Origin of the sequence: Streptomyces sp. NBC_00370 (assembly GCF_036084755.1) — a bacterium.
Classification (GTDB): domain Bacteria; phylum Actinomycetota; class Actinomycetes; order Streptomycetales; family Streptomycetaceae; genus Streptomyces.
The window spans coordinates 8,040,546-8,057,052 of sequence record NZ_CP107968.1 but is presented as its reverse complement, the minus strand read 5'-3'; the positions used below and the strand labels follow the sequence as shown (position 1 = coordinate 8,057,052).

16 protein-coding genes are annotated in these 16,507 nt (G+C 71.0%); 8 read left to right on the top strand and 8 right to left on the bottom strand.

What is annotated here, in order from left to right; translation table 11 throughout:
- Nucleotides 1–31 precede the first annotated feature (31 nt).
- Complete coding sequence (locus OHS57_RS35295) at nucleotides 32–397, bottom strand: MmcQ/YjbR family DNA-binding protein (protein WP_328584591.1); 366 nt, start codon at nucleotides 395–397, stop codon at nucleotides 32–34.
- A gap of 20 nt (nucleotides 398–417) precedes the next feature.
- Nucleotides 418–2,169 (bottom strand): carbohydrate binding domain-containing protein, encoded by a 1,752-nt coding sequence (locus tag OHS57_RS35290; protein WP_328584590.1) that lies wholly within the window; start codon nucleotides 2,167–2,169, stop codon nucleotides 418–420.
- Between the two features lie 176 nt (nucleotides 2,170–2,345).
- Here OHS57_RS35290 and OHS57_RS35285 point away from each other — a divergent pair, with 176 nt between their 5' ends.
- The 3 genes from OHS57_RS35285 to OHS57_RS35275 all read left to right on the top strand — a co-directional run bounded on the left by OHS57_RS35285 (nucleotide 2,346) and on the right by OHS57_RS35275 (nucleotide 5,029).
- Nucleotides 2,346–3,320, top strand: a complete 975-nt coding sequence (locus OHS57_RS35285) for a hypothetical protein (protein WP_328584589.1) — start codon at nucleotides 2,346–2,348, stop codon at nucleotides 3,318–3,320.
- 161 nt (nucleotides 3,321–3,481) lie between these two features.
- The gene (locus OHS57_RS35280) at nucleotides 3,482–4,498 is read left to right on the top strand and encodes a peptidoglycan-binding domain-containing protein (protein ID WP_328584588.1); all 1,017 of its coding nucleotides are present in this window, start codon (nucleotides 3,482–3,484) and stop codon (nucleotides 4,496–4,498) included.
- 105 nt (nucleotides 4,499–4,603) lie between these two features.
- A complete protein-coding gene (locus tag OHS57_RS35275; RefSeq protein ID WP_041994684.1) occupies nucleotides 4,604–5,029 on the top strand; it encodes an SRPBCC family protein in 426 nt (141 codons plus the stop codon).
- Nucleotides 5,030–5,123: 94 nt separating this feature from the next.
- Here the strand turns inward: OHS57_RS35275 and OHS57_RS35270 are convergent, their stop codons facing one another.
- A complete protein-coding gene (locus OHS57_RS35270; RefSeq protein WP_443043122.1) occupies nucleotides 5,124–6,659 on the bottom strand; it encodes an alkaline phosphatase D family protein in 1,536 nt (511 codons plus the stop codon).
- 167 nt (nucleotides 6,660–6,826) lie between these two features.
- Nucleotides 6,827–7,663, bottom strand: a complete 837-nt coding sequence (locus OHS57_RS35265) for an alpha/beta fold hydrolase (RefSeq protein ID WP_328584587.1) — start codon at nucleotides 7,661–7,663, stop codon at nucleotides 6,827–6,829.
- A gap of 241 nt (nucleotides 7,664–7,904) precedes the next feature.
- Here OHS57_RS35265 and OHS57_RS35260 point away from each other — a divergent pair, with 241 nt between their 5' ends.
- Complete coding sequence (locus OHS57_RS35260; RefSeq protein WP_328584586.1) at nucleotides 7,905–8,612, top strand: cyclase family protein; 708 nt, start codon at nucleotides 7,905–7,907, stop codon at nucleotides 8,610–8,612.
- Between the two features lie 45 nt (nucleotides 8,613–8,657).
- Here the strand turns inward: OHS57_RS35260 and OHS57_RS35255 are convergent, their stop codons facing one another.
- Together OHS57_RS35255 and OHS57_RS35250 are read right to left on the bottom strand one after the other, a co-directional pair.
- Complete coding sequence (locus OHS57_RS35255; protein ID WP_041994675.1) at nucleotides 8,658–9,758, bottom strand: glutamate--cysteine ligase; 1,101 nt, start codon at nucleotides 9,756–9,758, stop codon at nucleotides 8,658–8,660.
- Between the two features lie 26 nt (nucleotides 9,759–9,784).
- Nucleotides 9,785–11,041 (bottom strand): MFS transporter, encoded by a 1,257-nt coding sequence (locus OHS57_RS35250; protein WP_328584585.1) that lies wholly within the window; start codon nucleotides 11,039–11,041, stop codon nucleotides 9,785–9,787.
- A 144-nt stretch (nucleotides 11,042–11,185) separates the two neighbouring features.
- Between OHS57_RS35250 and OHS57_RS35245 the strand changes: the two genes are divergently transcribed.
- Both OHS57_RS35245 and rho read left to right on the top strand, forming a co-directional pair.
- Nucleotides 11,186–11,824, top strand: a complete 639-nt coding sequence (locus tag OHS57_RS35245) for a GOLPH3/VPS74 family protein (protein WP_328584584.1) — start codon at nucleotides 11,186–11,188, stop codon at nucleotides 11,822–11,824.
- Nucleotides 11,825–12,035: 211 nt separating this feature from the next.
- Complete coding sequence (gene rho / locus OHS57_RS35240) at nucleotides 12,036–13,193, top strand: transcription termination factor Rho (RefSeq protein WP_041994666.1); 1,158 nt, start codon at nucleotides 12,036–12,038, stop codon at nucleotides 13,191–13,193.
- Here rho and OHS57_RS35235 read toward each other — a convergent pair.
- Nucleotides 13,165–13,812, bottom strand: coding sequence for a peptide deformylase (locus OHS57_RS35235; protein WP_328584583.1), 648 nt, complete (start codon nucleotides 13,810–13,812; stop codon nucleotides 13,165–13,167). The two genes, rho and OHS57_RS35235, sit on opposite strands and share 29 nt — an antisense overlap.
- Nucleotides 13,813–13,939: 127 nt before the next feature.
- On the opposite strand from OHS57_RS35235, the gene OHS57_RS35230 reads away from it, so the two are divergent.
- Together OHS57_RS35230 and OHS57_RS35225 are read left to right on the top strand one after the other, a co-directional pair.
- Nucleotides 13,940–14,212: an SCO5918 family protein gene (locus tag OHS57_RS35230; RefSeq protein ID WP_041994660.1), complete on the top strand. Its 273-nt coding sequence runs from the start codon at nucleotides 13,940–13,942 to the stop codon at nucleotides 14,210–14,212.
- Between the two features lie 32 nt (nucleotides 14,213–14,244).
- The gene (locus OHS57_RS35225; protein ID WP_041994657.1) at nucleotides 14,245–14,622 is read left to right on the top strand and encodes a hypothetical protein; all 378 of its coding nucleotides are present in this window, start codon (nucleotides 14,245–14,247) and stop codon (nucleotides 14,620–14,622) included.
- A 94-nt stretch (nucleotides 14,623–14,716) separates the two neighbouring features.
- Here the strand turns inward: OHS57_RS35225 and OHS57_RS35220 are convergent, their stop codons facing one another.
- Entirely contained in the window at nucleotides 14,717–16,267 is a 1,551-nt protein-coding gene (locus OHS57_RS35220) for a DEAD/DEAH box helicase (protein ID WP_328584582.1), read from the bottom strand.
- Between the last annotated feature and the right edge of the window lie 240 nt (nucleotides 16,268–16,507).

The window sequence follows — 16,507 nt, the reverse complement described above, 5'->3', positions numbered from 1 at the left end:
GCGGATCCGTGGATCCGCCGGCCGTGCCCTCTCACACGGAGCCGGGATCCCGGCGCGCGGTGGCCACGAAGTTCTCCGTGAGCCGGTCCGGTGCGGCCTGCTTCCAGGAGTCGGCCAGGATGTCGTACAGCTCGTCGAGATCCTCCAGGGCGGCGAGCCGTACCCGCACCCAGGACGAACTCGCCTCGTGCGGCGGCACCCAGAACTTCTGGGGTTCCGCCGCGATCAGTTCGGTCCGCTCGTGCCTGGGGCAGCGCACGGCGAACGACGTCTGGTCGTCGGGGACCGTGATGAACATCTTGCCGGCGACCCGGAACGTGGGCATGCGCCACGCTTCCTTCTCCAGCGTCTCGGGGAGCGACAGTGCGATACGGCGCACGTCATCAGCATCAATCACACCCCCACGTTAGACGGCTCTCAGGTCAGCGAGAAGTCGTCTCCGTACACCGCCGACTGGCCGTACCAGCCGTGCAGGTAGACGGTGACCGTGCCGGAGGCGCCGGTAGTGAAGGGCACCGTCAGCTTGGACCAGCCGGTCGAACTGGTCCAGGCGCTGGCGGTGGCACCGCCGCTCACCCCCAGGTAGGCGTAGCTGCCCTGCACCCAACCGCTCAGCGTGTAGTGCGTGTTGGGGCTGAGGGTGAGCGTCTGGCCGCACTGCCCCGTCTGCGCGGAGGTGGGCGCCGACTTCAGCGCGTGCGTACCGCCGTGCACCGGCGTGGTGACCAGCGCGCCGCCGCTCTCGCAGGTCCAGGGTGCCAGGGACGCGCTCTCGAAGCCGCCGTTGACCAGGGCGCCGCTGTCCCCACCGGGTCCCGGGACCGTCAGGGTGAAGGTGGCGGTGTGACTGACCGACCCGGCCGTCGCCGTCACCGTGAGCGGGTACGTCCCCGGCGCGGCCGAAGCGGAGGCGCTGACCGAGAGCGTGGCCGAGGCGCCGGCGGTGACCGACGCCGGGCTGAGCGCCGCCGTCACGCCCGCGGGCGCGCCGGTGGCCTTGAGCGCGAGGGTCTGCGCCGTGCCGGAGGTGACGGCCGTCTTCACGCTCGCCGTGGTCGAGCCGCCGGGCTGCACCGAAGCGGAGCCCGGGGCGACGGAGACCGAGAAGTCGTTGGTCACCGGGCCGCTGCCGCCGCCGGTGAACGGCGCGAAGGTGTGGGTGAAGTACCACGGGTCCTGCGGGATCCCCGAGCAGCTGTCGGAGCCGCCGGTGCCGGGGCACGAGCCCGAGTCGCGCTGGAGGGCCCAGAAGGAGAGGGTGTTGATGCCCTTGGAGACCGCCCAGTCCAGCACCGGGGGCGCGTCGGCCGTGGTGAAGGTCTCGGCGGGGCCGAAGTCGTCGATGCCCGGCATCTCGGTGACGCCCACCATGCCCCAGAGCTGCGCCTGCGTCTTGCCGGGGTTGAACTGGGCGAGCTGGCCCACGAGTCCGGTCGTCGCCGTCTTCGTGTCGTTGGCCATGTTGTGCGTGGCGTTGTCGTAGTAGTCGAACGTCATCAGGTTGACCACGTCCACCCGGGTGCCGTTCGACGCGGCGTTGCGCAGCACGTCGAGTCCGGTGTCGCCCAGGCCGCTCGTGGTGGTGGGCAGGGTGTAGGAGAACTGCACCGAACGGCCGTTGGCCGCCGCCCAGTCCTGCACTTTCTTGATCGCCTTGTTACGGCGGTCGATACCCGCCGTGTTGGTCAGCGAGTTGTCCTCGACGTCCATGTCGAGGCGTGAGACGTCGTAGGTGGTGATGATCTTCTCGTACGCGGCGGCGATGGAGTCCACGCTGGTGCAGCTGTCCGCGATCTCGGTGCCGCCGTTGTCGGCCGCGTAGCCGCCGAGTGACGGGATCACGTCGCCGCCGCGTGAGCGGATGGTGGTGAAGTCCTGGCCGAACACCGAGGAGGCGATGGGCATGCCCGTGTCGCCGTTCCAGTACGTCGTGCAGGAACCGGGCCGTTCGGTCTGGACGAAGGCCATCGTCAGGTACTTGGCGCCGGACTGCTGCGCCAGGGCCGCGGGGCTGTCGCCGTTGTACGCCTCGAAGTACGGCGCGAAGACATGCGCGGGGAGCGGGGTCGCGGCGTGCGCCGCGGCTCCGGTGGTGAGGACCAGGCCGGCCGAAGCGGCCAGGGTCGCCAGGGTGGCGAGCAGCGCTCTGACGGATCTCGTACGTCTCATGGGGGCTCCCGATGGGTGAGACAGCAGGCGGATCGCGCCCATAATTGGTCTGGACCAACGGGCCGTCAAGGGTCTGGACCACTTCATTCCGTACTGTTTGCCTTATCCATCCACCCGGTGGCGGCAAGGGACCCGGGGCTCACCCGGCACATAACGCCCCTCTATCGTGGCCTTCCATGTGGCCAGGAGAGCAGCAACCGGGGGACGGGCCCAACGCGCAGGACCCGTACGCGAATCCGTACCAGCAGCCCAATCCGTACCAACAGCCGAACCCGTACCCGCAACCGGGTCAGGCACCGGGGCAGACCCCGCCGTGGGCCGCCCCCACCGTCACGTCGGGACCGCCCCAACCGCCGCGCGGGGGCGGCGGGAAGACCAAACTCGTCGCCGTCGTCGCGACCGCCGTCGTGGTGGTCGCCGCGGCCGTCACGGGGTTCCTGGTGCTGGGCGGCGGCTCCGACGACGAGGGCAAGAACGTCGACCCGACCAAGACGCCGTCGACGAACGGCCCCGTCTCGCCCACCGCTTCGGGCGGCGCGGACGAACGTGACAGCGCGCCGAAGCCCGTCGTCGCGGGCTGGAAGGCCGTGTTGAACCCCTCGACCGGCGTCGTCTTCGACGTGCCGCCGGAGTGGGGCCTCAAGGCGGCCAGTTGGACGACGTACGTCACCGACGAGAGCGACCCGGACGAGAAGCCGCTCATCGGTTTCACCGCCCCCGCCATGCTCAAGGAGAAGTGGTGCTCGTCCGACGAGGACGGGAACGGCAGCACGGAGGACACCGCCCTCGCGGCCGCCGGGTCGCGCGGGGAGCGCGGCGCCAGTACCACCGACGAGGCGGCCAAGAACAACGCCTCGCTGTGGCTCTACGGGGCGTACACCCAGCCGGATAAGAAGACGATCAAGCCGGGCCCGGTCGAGCCGTACACCACCTCGTCGGGCATCAAGGGGAGTCTGACGACGGCCGTTTCCTCCGGTGTGCCGAAGAAGGGCAAGTGTGACAGTGACGGCAAAGTGACCAGTTTCGCCTTCGAGAACGCCAAGGGCGACTTCGTGTCGTGGACGTTCTTCGGGGCGACCGGTGTGCCGGACGAGGTGCCGGACGCGACGGTGCGCAAGATCCTCAGCACCGTGCGCGAGGGCAGGAGTTGACGCGTCCCCCGGACTTGATCGGCATTTGCCCGAGTGAGCCGGAAAATGGGCAGTTACCTCCCTCGGAGCAGTCGGTATCGATCAGCAAACAACACTAGGAAGCGCTGCGCGAAGGGCCGGGGGCTCTGCATAATCGCTGCGAACCCCGGAAGGAATCGTCCGTGAAGCCAGAACCCTGCCCTCGCTGCTTCGCACCCGCACGCGAGGACGGCCGCCCCGACTGCGCCTGCGCCATCCCCGCGGAGACAGCCGCGGAGAGCACCGCCGAAGACGACCACGTCGAAACACTCGACATGCTGCACACGCGCCCCTACGTCTCGCTGCACAACGCGCAGACACCGGGTGACACCGCGGCTCCGAGGATCGCACGCGACGAGGACGTGGCCGCTCTGACGGCCGGCGGACCCGAAGCGCCCGGCGAGCCCGAAGCCGTGGCCGCCGGCTCCGCCGCGCCGGCCGCCGAGACCGAACCCCTGCCGCCGGTACCGCCGTCGACACCGGACTTCGTCGCTGCCGACGACGAGAGCGACCCGGCGACGCCGTCCGGCACCGGCCGCCGCAAGACCGCTCTGCTGGTGGCCGGCGCCGTCGTCGTGGTCGCCGCCGCCGTCGCGATCGGCGCGGGAGTCCTCGGCGGCAGCGGTGGCTCCGGTACGTCCGACGCCGCTGCGGCACCGAACTCCCAAGGCGCGGCTGCCGGTTCGGCCTCGGCCGAACCCTCGGCCACGGACGGCCCCACGTCGGCGGGGCCGAGCGACGATCCCAGCAGGTCGCCCGGCGCATCGGCGGACGGGTCCGTCAAGGACAAGGCCAAGGACATAGCCGCATCGGCCGCCGCCGCGATCGCGGGCAGCCCCGACGCCTCCGGCGCCGCCGCCGGCTCCTCGGCATCGGCCGACGACGGCGGACCGCGCCCCGCCGGTCCCTCCCAGAGCACGTCCCCCTCGGGGCCCCCCGTCCTGCGCGAGGGCGACACCGGACCCGAGGTCGTCGAACTGCAGAAGCGGATGGGCCAGCTCCTGCTCCAGTACGTCGGCATGCCCGACGGCACGTACGACGCGGGCGTGGAGCGCGCGGTGGCCCGCTACCAGGACAGCCACCACATCACCGGCGACCCGTCAGGCGTCTACGGGGCCGCCACCCGGGCGGATCTGGAGTCCCGTACCAAGGAGCCCTGAGCTGCTCCCTCCTGGGTGACGGACAGCTGACCGGTCAGCGGATAGCCGACCGGTCAGCGGGTAGCCGCCGGAAGGCAGGCACATCACCGAGGAAAGGACACCACCATGTCGTCGTCGCTGCTTGAGTCCGTAGACATCGAGGCGCCGGTGGCGGTGAGCTGGAAGCTGTGGAGCGACGTCACGCGCTGGCCGGAATTCCTCAGTCATGTACGGCACGTCGAGCGCATCGACGACCGCCGCTTCGCCTGGCAGCTCTCGCTGCCCGGCGCCGACAAGGCGTTCGTCGCCGAACTCACCGAGGTCGTGCCGGAGGACCGGATCGCCTGGCGCACCACGGAAGGCGTCCATCACGCGGGGGTCGTCACCTTCCACCACGTCACCGATTCGACGAGCCGGGTCACACTCCAGATCGAGTACGACCCGAAGGGCTTCGTCGAGCGTCTTGGCGCCCTGACCAACCTCGACTCCACGCTGGCCAACTACGACCTGGGCGAGTTCCAGAAGCTGGCCGAGGTCACGGCGGGCGGCTGAGCGGCCGGCCCGCCGCGCCAGGACGGCGCACGGCGGGCCGGTGGACAGGTGCAGGCAGGCAGGTGGGCGGGATCAGTGGAGGGCCCGGCGGGCGTCAGACGACGTGGACGCCGGGCCGTCCCGCGTCGACCCGCAGGCTCGACAGCGTGGTCGAGGCCGACTGCGGCTTGAGCACCGTGCCGACCACCCGCACCTGGGCGTCGATACCGCGCTCCCCGATGTCGAACAGGTGGTAGCCGCGGTGGTAGTCGATGACCTTCCAGTGCGGGTTGTCGCCGCGCAGCGGGTCCCACATGGCGTTGAAGGCGGTCGCGTCCTGGTCGCCGTTGGAACTGATGGAGGTGCCCACGAACTCGGCGCCGACGACGGCCGATCCGGGATCCGCGTAGTCCCGCTTCAGGTCGCTGATCATGGTCAGATGGCGGTCACCGCTGAGCACCACCGGGTTGTCCACCTGCCGGAAGCGGGCCAGCAGGTCGTTGCGCTCGACCTGGTAGCCGTCCCACGCGTCGTAGAACCACTCCTTGCCGGGCCCGGCCAGGAGATCGGTCTCGGCCATCATGATCTGTGAGGCCGTCAGGTTCCAGCGGGCGTGCGAGCTCGCGAGGTTGCCGGCCAGCCACGCCCGCTGCGGCGCGCCGAGCATGGTCATCGCGGGGTCCTCGGCGCCGGCCTGGGTCGTGGTCTGGTCGCTGCGGAACTGCCGTGTGTCGAGGACGTTGAGCCGGGCGAGCCGGCCGAAGTCGAAGCTCCGGTACATCTGGAGGTGCGGGCCGTTCGGCACCGCGCTCGCCCTGACCGGCATGTGCTCGTAGTACGCCTGATAGGCGGCGGTCAGCCGGGAGACGAAGGCGTCGTGCGACTGCTGCGCGGGGTCCTGCGGCACGTCGCCCGCGAAGTCGTTGTCGACCTCGTGGTCGTCGAAGGTCACGATCCAGGGCGCCGCCGCGTGCATCGCGAGCAGGTCGGGGTCGGTCTTGTACTGCGCGTACCTGTTGCGGTACTGGAGCAGGCTGTACGGCTCGCCCGAGCCCTCGTGGACACGTACGGCGGACGCGGTGGGCGCGCTCTCGTAGATGTAGTCCCCGACGAAGAGCACGATGTCGGGTTCCTGCTCGCGCATGTCCGCGTACGGCGTGAAGTAGCCGTTCTGCCAGTTCTGGCAGGAGGCGAGGGCGACCCGGAGCTTCGACGGGTCGCGCGCGATGGTGCGGGTGCGGCCGGCCGGTGAGACGTACGTGCCGGCCCGGAAGCGGTACCAGTAGACGCGGCCGGGTTCGAGGCCGCGCACATCCACGTGCACGCTGTGGGCCAGGTCCGGATCGGCGATGGCGACCCCCCGGCGCACCACCTTGCGGAACGACTGGTCCTGGGCCACCTGCCACTGCACGGCGACGGGCGAGTCCGGCATCCCGCCGCCGTTCAGCGGGTCGACGGCGAGCCGGGTCCAGATGACGACGGCCGTGGTGAGCGGGTCGCCGGAGGCGACACCCAGGGTGAACGGGTCGGCGGCCAGCGGTCTTCTGCCTGCCGCTCCGGCCGCCGGCGCGGTCAGCAGCTGACTCGCTGCCACGGCGCCGGATGCGGCGGCGCCGGCGGCCAGCAGTCGACGGCGGGTGAGTTCGGGCATGGTCATGTTCCCTTCTCAAGGCGGCACAGCCGCACAAAAGATGTCAGGCCCACAGACACGGGCACCCGAAGTCCATCAGGCAGGGTCATGACAGCGAAGTGTCGTCTGATGCGGGATCAGGCCATTTCCGGCATCGAGGGGCCTCTCGTGGCCGTCGGGCCTGCCGGCTAGCCGACAGCCTGCGCGGCGTCGCGGATCAGACCGGTGACGGCGCCGGGGTTGGTGAGGAAGGCCGCGTGCGGCGCCTCGACCTCGATGGTGCGCGCGTGGGCCCGCTCCGCCATGAAGCGCTCCGCGTCGGGCGAGATCGCGTGGTCCTGCTCGGCGACCAGGGCCCAGGAGGGTTTGGTCTTCCAGGCCGGCTTGCCGGAGGGCTCGTCGAACGCCGCCGCGTCGATCGGTCGCTGTGTCGCGGCGAGAACCTGGGCGTCGGGCTCGGGGAGCCGGTCGCTGAGGAAGACGTCGCGGTACTTGTCGGGCTTGATGTAGAGGTCGACACCGCTGCTCGTACCGGTCGAGTACGGCACGGGGTTGAGGGCCGTCGCGAGGGGGGTGGCCGGGAACCTGTTGTTGATGGAGGTGATGGTCTCCTTCGCCGTGGGGGCGAAGGCGGCGATGTACACGAGGGCCTTGACGTTCTTGTTCCCTGCGGCGGCGTTGGTGATGACGGCTCCGCCGTAGGAGTGGCCGACCAGGACGACCGGTCCGCGCACCGACTTCAGGAAGCTCGCGATGTACGCCGAGTCGCTCGCCAGACCGCGCAGCGGGTTGGCGGGGGCGATCACGTTGCGGTACCCCTCGCCGTGCAGCCGCCCGATCACGTTCTCCCAGCCGGACGCGTCGGCGAACGCGCCGTGCACCAGCACCACCGTCGGCTTCGCCCGGTCGGTGCCCGCTCCGCCGGGCGCGGCGGAAGCGCCCTGCGCCGGTACGGCACAGATTCCCATGCCGACGGCGACAGTGGTGCCGATCAGCCGGAACAGACGGGAGCGAGAGAGGTTCATGAATCTCCGTAGGGCAGCGGCGGGAAGGCCGGGCGACGACCGGCACGGGTCTTTATTGCCCGCACGACTGACAAGGTCAGCAGCGTCGGGCGGATCGCTACCCGATCGGACGCGTCGTCACGGCCGGGTGGAGGAATCGTCCGGAGCACGGCCCAGAATGGAGGATCCGGCGGGTCGTGGGGCGCCCCGGCCACCCCGCGGCGCCCCCTGGATTCCGCAGATCCCGCAGAGAGGCCGATCCATGACACCGCAGCAGGAACCGGTACCCACCGGGTGGCTGGATCTGTCCGTTCCCCTTGTCACCGGCATGCCGGTCTACCCCGGCGATCCGGAGGTCGAGATCACCACGGCGCTGCGGGCCGCCGAGGACGGCGTCAATGTGCTGCGGGTCCACCTCGGTTCGCAGTCGGGCACGCACGTCGACGCGCCGTACCACGTGGACGACCAGTGGCCCGCTCTCGACGAGTTGCCGCTGGAGCGCTTCACCGGGCCGGCCGTAGCCGCCGATCTGCGCGCTCTCGCGCCGCGTACCGGCGTCACCGTGACGGACCTGGCACCCGTACTGCCCCGACTGCGGCCCGGCACCGTCCTGTTGCTCGTCACCGGCTGGTCGGCGCACTGGGGCACCGACCACTACCTCGGCCACCCCTGGCTGACGCCCGAGGCGGCGGAGGCGGTCGTGGCGACCGGGGTGCGTACGGTCGCTGTCGACGCGCTCAGCGTCGACCCGACACCCGGTCCTGGCGATCCGCACCCGCAGGACGGGGACGGGCTGGCGGCCCACCGGGTGCTGTGCGGCGCCGGCGGTGTCATCGCCGAGAATCTCACCGGCCTCGACCGGGTGGTCGAGGCGCAGCGCGCCGGGCAGCGGATCGAGGTGTCCCTGTTCCCGCTGCGGCTCGCCGGCGCGGACGGCGCGCCCGTACGCGCCGTCGCCCGGATCGGCTGAGCACGGACCGGCCGAGTACGGACCGACCGGCCCTGGGCCGACCTGTCAGCCGCGGGTCCTGCGGGCGCACTCGGCGACCACCTGGCGCAGACTGCCGGTGCGGCTCAGCAGGTCGCGCTGGACGCGCGCGCCGTTGCCGTCCCGCAGCAGCGTGGCCAGACCGGCACGGGCGGCTGCCAGGTCGCCGCTGTCCTCCAGCGCGTCGTGCACATGGGCGAGCAGCGAGTCGACGACGTCGGCGGCCGGTTCGGGCACCATCGTGACGGGGTGGAGCAGTGTGTCGTCGAGACCGGAGCGGCCGGCCCGCCACGCGGCGAGCCGCAGCACCCCGACCCCGTGGAGCGGCGCCGGGTCGCCGGCCCGCCACTGGCGCGCCGCCGTCTCCACCAGTCCGCGTACGAGCATGGCGAGCAGCACCGGTGTCGAGGCGTCGAGGCACACGTCGGCCACCCGGATCTCGACGGTCGGGTAGTTGTGGGACAGCCGCGCGTCGAAGTAGATCATTCCCTCGTCGCGCAGCACACCGGTGCCGACCATGGACCGCACCTGCTCGTGGTAGCGCTCCGCCGTGACGAACGGCTCCACGGGGCCCGCGGAAGGCCAACGCTCCCACACCCGGCTGCGGTAGCTGCTGTAGCTGCTGTCCTCGCCCTGCCAGAACGGCGAGTTGGCGCTCAGCGCGAGGAGCACCGGCAGCCACGGCCGGATCCGGTCGAGTACGGCGACGCCCTCCTCGTCGGAGTCGACCGCCACATGGACATGGCAGCCGCAGGTGAGCTGGTTGTGCACGCTGAGGCCGAACTGCTCCTGGAGCCAGCGGTACCGCTCCCCCGCGTTCACGGTGGGACTGACCGGCAGCGGTGACGTGGCGAGAGCCGCGACCGTCACCTGCGCCTGTGCGGCGTGCTCGGCGGCGTCCTGCCGCCAGCGGACTATCTCGTTGGCGAGATCGTCCATGCCGGTGCACGGGTGGGTCGCGAACTCCAACTGCTGACCGTGCAGTTCCTTCTCGAACGTGTGGTCGTCGGCGCCTGCCCTGTCCGACGCCCGGTCCGCGACGGCGAGCACCGCTGCCGACAGGGCCCGGGGCTCACCCGACTCCGGATCCACCAGGAGGAGTTCCTCCTCCACTCCGACACTGCGCACTGGAACTGCCTTTCCCCGAGGAGACGTTAGGGCGAGTAGCTTGTCTCATCGCCGGCGTGGTCGGCGACCGGGGCCGCTTTCCTCCGACGTGTTCCCGTCGTCGCGAAGGCCGAGTACCGAGGGACCCAGCGCAGCAGAGCGGCGGCGGCAACGACGCCCATGCCGCCCATCACGATGATACCGGCGGCCAGACTGCCCAGGGCCGCGGCGGCCGACACCACCAGCGGGCCGCCCGCGCTGCCGGAGTCGGCGCACAGCCGCCACACACCGAGGAACTGGGAGCGGGTCGCCGGCGGCGCGACATCGGCGCCCAGTGTCATCAGGATGCCACTGCCGATCCCGTTCCCGAACCCCATGAGCATGGCGACGACGGTGATCGAGACGAGCCCGTGGGTGAGCGGCAGCGACGCCATCGTCAGCCCGAGGACCAGCATCGAGGGCACCGCGATCCACAGCCGCCCGTACCGGTCCATGATCCGGCCCGACGGGTAGAAGGTCATCGTGTCGACGAGCCCGGCGATCCCGAAGATGACGCTGGTCGCCGAGGCGCTCTGGCCGAGATGGTCGGCCCACAGCGGCAGCACCGTCTGCCGGGTGGCCCGTACGGAGCCCACCAGCAGGACGGCGAAGCCCAGCGTCAGAAAGACCCGGCGGTGGTCGCGCACGACGGTGCGGACCGGCACGGGGTTCTTGCCGGTGCGGCGGGCCACGGACTCGTCGGCGACGTCGGGCACCACGAGCAGCACCACGGCCGTCACCGCCGTGCACACCAGCGCCAGCCAGTAGATGTCGCGGACCGGCCGTCCGGTGAGGATCACAGCGCCGACGAAAGGACCCACGAAGGCGCCGATCCGCGACATTCCGCCCAGCGTCGACAGCGCCCTGGCCCGCAGCCCCGTCGGCACCACCTCGGTCAGATAGGACTGTCTGGCCAGGACGAAGACGGCGTTGGTCGCGCCCGTGGCGGTCACGGCCAGCGCGAGCTGCCACAGCTCGGTGGCGAGGGCGCAGCAGCTCAGGGTGACCGCGGCGACCCCCGCGGCGACGAGCATCGCCTTACGGTCCCCGAGCCGCGCGGCGAGCGCCCCCGCGGGTACGTCGCCGAGGATCTGTCCGACGCCGACCAGCGCCAGCACCAGCCCTGCCCCGCCGATGGAGGCGCCGAGCGCCCGGCCGCTCAGCGCGAGCACCGGGGCGAGCGCCCCCATGCCCGTCTCGAAGATCAGCGCGGGCAGGAAGACGGCGGGTATGAGGCTGACGAGGGACACGGGACGGTCTGCCACCTGCGGGGCCTCATTTCGCTGTACGGTGCATGCGGAACCCCACCAGCAAATCAGACGGCTCCCGCCCTTCCCACAGGGCCCGTGAGCAACCGGCCGGGGGGCGTTTCGCGTCGCAGTACGAGAGACGCGTCGAGGGGGAGCCCGATGGACCAGCCAGTCGTCACCCTGCCCGAGGAGCTGCTGCTCCTGGCCCTCAATCCGGAGACCGGCCGGCCGCGTACCCAGATGGCATACGTACGGCTCGGCGTCGCGGGCGCCGTGCTCGCCGAGCTGGCGGCGGCGGGACGCGTCGCCGAGCAGGGCGGCAAGGTCGTCGTCAGGGACAAGCACCCCACCGGTGACCCCGAGCTGGACGACGTCCTGGTCAAGCTGGTCGCCAAGGGCGGGGAAGTGCGGCTGCGCGGCTGGATCAGAGGAACGTCGAGGCAGGTCACCGATCGCTACCTGCGACGGCTGGTGAAGCTCGGCGCGGTCCGCGAGGAGAAGCACCGGGCCCTTGGGATCTTCCCGTTCCACCGCTATCCGCCCGGCGGTACGGACTGGTCCACCCCGGCCGTCGCCCGGCTGGGCGCCGCCGGCAAGATGTCCTTCCCCGAGGAGCGCAGCCGCGCGCTCGCCGGGCTCGTCTCCGCCGTCGATCTCGCACGGCCGCTCTTCCCCGGCTCCGGCGCCCGTCAACTCCGCGGCGCCATGCGGGAGCTGGCGCGCGACCAGTGGCACGCCCACGCGGTGCGACGGGTGGTGCAGAGCGAGAAGTCGGCGTCGGCGAACGGCGGGGGCTGACCCTGCCGGATCCGGCGCGTGGTACAGTTCTTATCAGCACTCGTGTACGCCTGGGTTTTCGGCGCCGGTGCATCTTCCCTCCAGACAGCGTTCGCTGTCGACTGTCTCTGTGACTGACGCACCCGTCCTCCGCGACGGTGATCCAGCACAGCCCAGTGATTCTGCCGGCCGTCGAGCCGCTACTTCACCCTGTCCGTGAAAGGCCCCCCGTATGACTACCACTCTCGAACACAGTCCCCCCGTCCGGTCACAACAGCCGGCCGGGCTCGCCACCAACGGCGTCCTCGACATCACGTCGGGCGGACGCGGTTTCCTGCGCGTCGGCGACTATCTGCCGCGCTCCGACGACGTCCAGCTCTCCGCCGCCCAGATCCGCCGGGCCGGCCTGCGCAAGGGCGACGTGATCCAGGGCGTCAGCGACGCCAAGCACGTACTCACCACCATCGAGCGGGTCAACGGCCGCCCGCCGCAAGCCCTGCACGGCAGGCCGCACTTCGCGGACCTCACCCCGCTGCACCCGCGTGACCGGCTCCGGCTGGAGAGCCCGGCAGGCGGTGTGACCTCGCGTGTCGTCGACCTGATCACACCGATCGGCAAGGGCCAGCGCGGCCTGATCGTCGCCCCGCCCAAGACCGGCAAGACCATGCTGCTGCAACAGCTCGCCGCGTCCGTCGCTGCCAACCACCCCGCGTGCCTGCTGATGGTGGTGCTCCTCGACGAACGCCCCGAGGAGGTCACCGACATGCGCCGCACCGTACGCGGCGAAGTGCTCGCCTCCACCTTCGACCAGCCGGCCAAGGCGCATGTCGCCCTCGCCGAACTCGCCGTGGAACGCGCCAAACGCCTCGTGGAACAGGGCCAGGACGTGGTCATCCTGCTCGACTCGATCACCCGGCTGTGCCGGGCGTACAACAACGCGGCGGGCGCCGGCGGCCGTACGCTCAGCGGCGGCGTCGACGCGAGCGCGCTCCAGGGCCCCAAGCGGGTCTTCGGCGCCGCGCGCCACACCGAGGAGGGCGGTTCGCTGACGATCCTCGCCACCGCACTCGTCGACACCGGATCCCGCGCCGACACCTACTACTTCGAGGAGCTGAAGGGCACCGGCAACATGGAGCTGCGGCTCGACCGCACCCTGGCCGACAAGCGGATCTACCCCGCGGTCGACCTCACACCTTCCTCCACCCGGCGCGAGGAACTTCTGCTTCCCGCAGACGAGTTGACCGCCGTCCGCGGGCTGCGGCGCGCACTGCACAGCCAGGACGGTCAGGCCACACTGGAAACACTGCTGGACCGGCTCCGCCGCACTCCCGACAACGCCGCGTTCCTGCGCCAGATCCAGCTCACCGTGCCCGCACGCGCGGCAGTGTGAACCCCAGTTCCCGCGCGGCCAGCTCAGGAGTGGGCTGCGCCCACCGTTCGAGTACGTCCTGCGTCGTCGACAGCGACCGTGTCTCGGCGATGTCGAGGTAGAGCGTCCCGTCCAGGTGGTCCGTCTCGTGCTGCACGATCCGGGCCGGCCAGCCGGACAGCTCCTCGTCGACCGTGTTCCCCCGCTCGTCCTGCCCGCGCAGCCGGATCGTCCCGTGCCGCGCCGTCACCGCCTGCCAGCCCGGCACACTGAGGCAGCCCTCGAAGAAGGCGGCGGCACCGTCACCGACCGGCGTGTACGAGGGATTCACCAGCACCCGGAAAGGCAGCGGAACCCTGCCACGTGCCTCAGCCGTCTCCGGCGGCACCTCGGCCGGGTCCTCCACGACCGCGAGCCGCAGCGGAACGCCCACCTGCGGGGCGGCGAGACCGACACCGGGGGCGGCGTGCAGCGCCTCACGCATGGCCCTCACCAGCCGGTCGAGGCGCTCGTCCCCCAGCTCCCCCTCGTACCGCGGCGTGGGGCGCCGCAGCACCGGGTCCCCCGCGCGCACGAGCGGCAGCGGAGCGGGTCCCGCGAGGATTTCGTCGACGAGTTCGGTGAGCGCGATGGCCTGCATGGATCCAGCTTCCCAGACACCGGCCGGGACCCGCTGCACCGGTCGGGCCGCCACAATGACCCGGCCCACCCCTGTGGCGTGGGATGCTGGAGTCTCCGCACCACTCCCTCCTCCCTGCCGAGGCACTATGCGCTGCATCATCGCCCACTTCCCCTTCGAGCTGAACAAGAGCGAGGTGCAGGAATCGATGAAGGGCGTGAAGCCCGAACCCGTCACGGGCGAGTCCGTGGTCATCGGCCGCCGGGTCTACCCGGTCAAGCAGGTTGGCGAGCTGATCACTCGCCAGGACCGCCGCGATTTCTCGTCCGGCGAGGTGGTCAGGGCGCTGACCCGTCTCGGATTCACCTGTCGTCCCGTACCCGTGCCCGAGGAAGAGCCGGTGGCCGTCGCGCTCCTCTGAGGCGCACCACCTGCGTAGTAGAGTCTGCGCCCATGTCGAAACCCGACGAATTGCTTGTCGATATCGCCACCAGGGTCGAATCGGAACAGAGCAATCAGATGTCGCTCACCGTAGTCGTTCAAGGTGCTGTCATCACAGGGCGGTTGGCGCCCGAGGCCATGTGGCGGCAACGCGTGGCCGAGGTGCTGGAGGATTCGGAGCGGCTCGGGCCGTTCTCCGTCATCTTCACCCCCGCCGACGCGGTGGCCCGCTCCGGGAACCGGACCGGGCCACCGACCCATCTGCACTTCCATGTCGCGAGGATCCTTCAGGGAAGCCTCGGCATTCCGGAGACCGGCGGGATGTACCGGCTGGCCATCGAGGACGTGGGGGCCTGGACGGTGGGAGACGTCAGCTACTCCGACCACTGACCGGCCCCGCACCCACCGGCGCGCCACGAAAGCGCACAGCCCCGGTACCCGGACGAATCCGGGTACCGGGGCTGCTTCGTGTGGTGCGGGTGCTTTACGCGGCGCCGCGGTACGAGGACTGCCGCTGTGCGGTGCCCGCGCCGCCCGCGGTGCGCGGCTGCGACGAGGTGGCGCTGCGGCGGCCCTGGGCGGGCCTGCTGCGCCTGCCACGGGACGACGAGGCGCCGCCGCGCTTGGCGCGGTCGGAAACCGGCGCCGTGATGACGACCGGCACACCGGAGGGCGCCTGCGCGCCGGTGATCCGGCTCAGCTCGGCCTCGCCCGAGCGGACCTGGGCGGTCTGCGGGGTGATACCGGCGTCGGACATCAGCCGGGTCATCTCGCGGCGCTGGTTGGGCAGGACGAGCGTGACGACACTGCCGGACTCGCCGGCGCGTGCCGTACGGCCGCCGCGGTGCAGATAGTCCTTGTGGTCGCTCGGCGGGTCGACGTTGACGACGAGGTCGAGGTTGTCGATGTGAATGCCGCGGGCGGCGACGTTGGTCGCCACCAGCACGGTCACATGGCCCGTCTTGAACTGGGCGAGCGTGCGGGTGCGCTGCGGCTGTGACTTGCCGCCGTGCAGCGCCGCCGCGCGTACGCCGTTGTTCAGCAGGTGCTCGGTGAGCCGGTCCACGGCGTGCTTGGTGTCGAGGAACATCAGCACCCGGCCGTCGCGGGCGGCGATCTCGGTGGTGGTCGCGTACTTGTCGGCGCCGTGCACGTAGAGCACGTGGTGCTCCATCGTGGTGACGGCACCGGCCGAGGGGTCGACCGAGTGGACGACCGGGTCGTGCAGGTAGCGGCGCACCAGCAGGTCGACGTTGCGGTCGAGGGTGGCCGAGAACAGCATCCGCTGGCCCTCGGCGCTCATCTGGTCGAGCAGGGCGGTGACCTGGGGCATGAACCCCATGTCGGCCATCTGGTCGGCCTCGTCGAGGACGGTGATGCTCACCCGGTCCAGCTTGCAGTCGCCGCGCTCGATGAGGTCCTTGAGCCGTCCGGGGGTCGCGACGACGACCTCGGTGCCCCCGCGCAGCGCGCTGGACTGCCGGCCGATCGACATACCGCCGACCACCGTGGCCAGCCGCAGCGACAGCGACCTGGCGTAGGGGGTGAGCGCGTCGGTGACCTGCTGGGCCAGTTCGCGGGTGGGGACGAGGATCAGGGCGAGCGGCTTGCGCGGCTCGGCGCGCTGTCCGGCGATCCGGACCAGCAGCGCGAGGCCGAAGGCGAGGGTCTTGCCGGAGCCCGTCCGGCCACGGCCCAGTACGTCACGTCCCGCGAGCGAGTTCGGCAGGGTGGCCGCCTGAATCGGGAACGGCTCGTTCATACCGAGGCCCGCGAGGGTCTTCAGGACCGGCTCGGGCATGTCCAGCTCGGCGAAGGTGCTCACCGGCGGCAGCGGCGGGGTGATGGTGACGGGGAGTGCGAATTCGCCCTGCAGCGCCGCGGGGCGGCGGCCGTAGCCACCGGACCTGCCGGACGCTCCCGAGCGGCTCGGGGCCTGCGAGCGGTAACGGCCGGCGGCACCGGAATTGCCGGAGCTGGAACCGCCTGAGCGGGTACGGGTGTAACGGTCGTTCGTGCGACCTGCGCGGTTCATGGGGAACCTTCCTCGATGCGGCACGTATCGAGGAATTCCCGGCGTGAAAACATGGCCGAGGAATCGCAAGAACGAGCCGGAGTAAACAAAGAAAAGAAGACGGGCCGGTCGGGAATCTGCCGGGCGCGGCGCGTCGAATTCATAGGGCATCCGCCGGCAGCGGGCGGAGCGCGGCTGCCTGGCCGGAGGCCTGGCAACGCAAAAAAATAACGAGCTGGGGCCCGCACCCAAGGTGCGGGC

Excerpts from the sequence above, each read along its gene's own strand:
- OHS57_RS35225 (WP_041994657.1), top strand. The coding sequence starts at position 14,245 with ATGTCGAAACCCGACGAATTGCTTGTCGATATCGCCACCAGGGTCGAA.
- OHS57_RS35220 (WP_328584582.1), bottom strand. The coding sequence starts at position 16,267 with ATGAACCGCGCAGGTCGCACGAACGACCGTTACACCCGTACCCGCTCA.
- OHS57_RS35245 (WP_328584584.1), top strand. The coding sequence starts at position 11,186 with ATGGACCAGCCAGTCGTCACCCTGCCCGAGGAGCTGCTGCTCCTGGCC.
- OHS57_RS35230 (WP_041994660.1), top strand. The coding sequence starts at position 13,940 with ATGCGCTGCATCATCGCCCACTTCCCCTTCGAGCTGAACAAGAGCGAG.
- OHS57_RS35260 (WP_328584586.1), top strand. The coding sequence starts at position 7,905 with ATGACACCGCAGCAGGAACCGGTACCCACCGGGTGGCTGGATCTGTCC.
- OHS57_RS35290 (WP_328584590.1), bottom strand. The coding sequence starts at position 2,169 with ATGAGACGTACGAGATCCGTCAGAGCGCTGCTCGCCACCCTGGCGACC.
- OHS57_RS35270 (WP_443043122.1), bottom strand. The coding sequence starts at position 6,659 with ATGCCCGAACTCACCCGCCGTCGACTGCTGGCCGCCGGCGCCGCCGCA.
- OHS57_RS35275 (WP_041994684.1), top strand. The coding sequence starts at position 4,604 with ATGTCGTCGTCGCTGCTTGAGTCCGTAGACATCGAGGCGCCGGTGGCG.
- OHS57_RS35265 (WP_328584587.1), bottom strand. The coding sequence starts at position 7,663 with ATGAACCTCTCTCGCTCCCGTCTGTTCCGGCTGATCGGCACCACTGTC.
- OHS57_RS35285 (WP_328584589.1), top strand. The coding sequence starts at position 2,346 with ATGTGGCCAGGAGAGCAGCAACCGGGGGACGGGCCCAACGCGCAGGAC.
- OHS57_RS35235 (WP_328584583.1), bottom strand. The coding sequence starts at position 13,812 with ATGCAGGCCATCGCGCTCACCGAACTCGTCGACGAAATCCTCGCGGGA.
- rho (WP_041994666.1), top strand. The coding sequence starts at position 12,036 with ATGACTACCACTCTCGAACACAGTCCCCCCGTCCGGTCACAACAGCCG.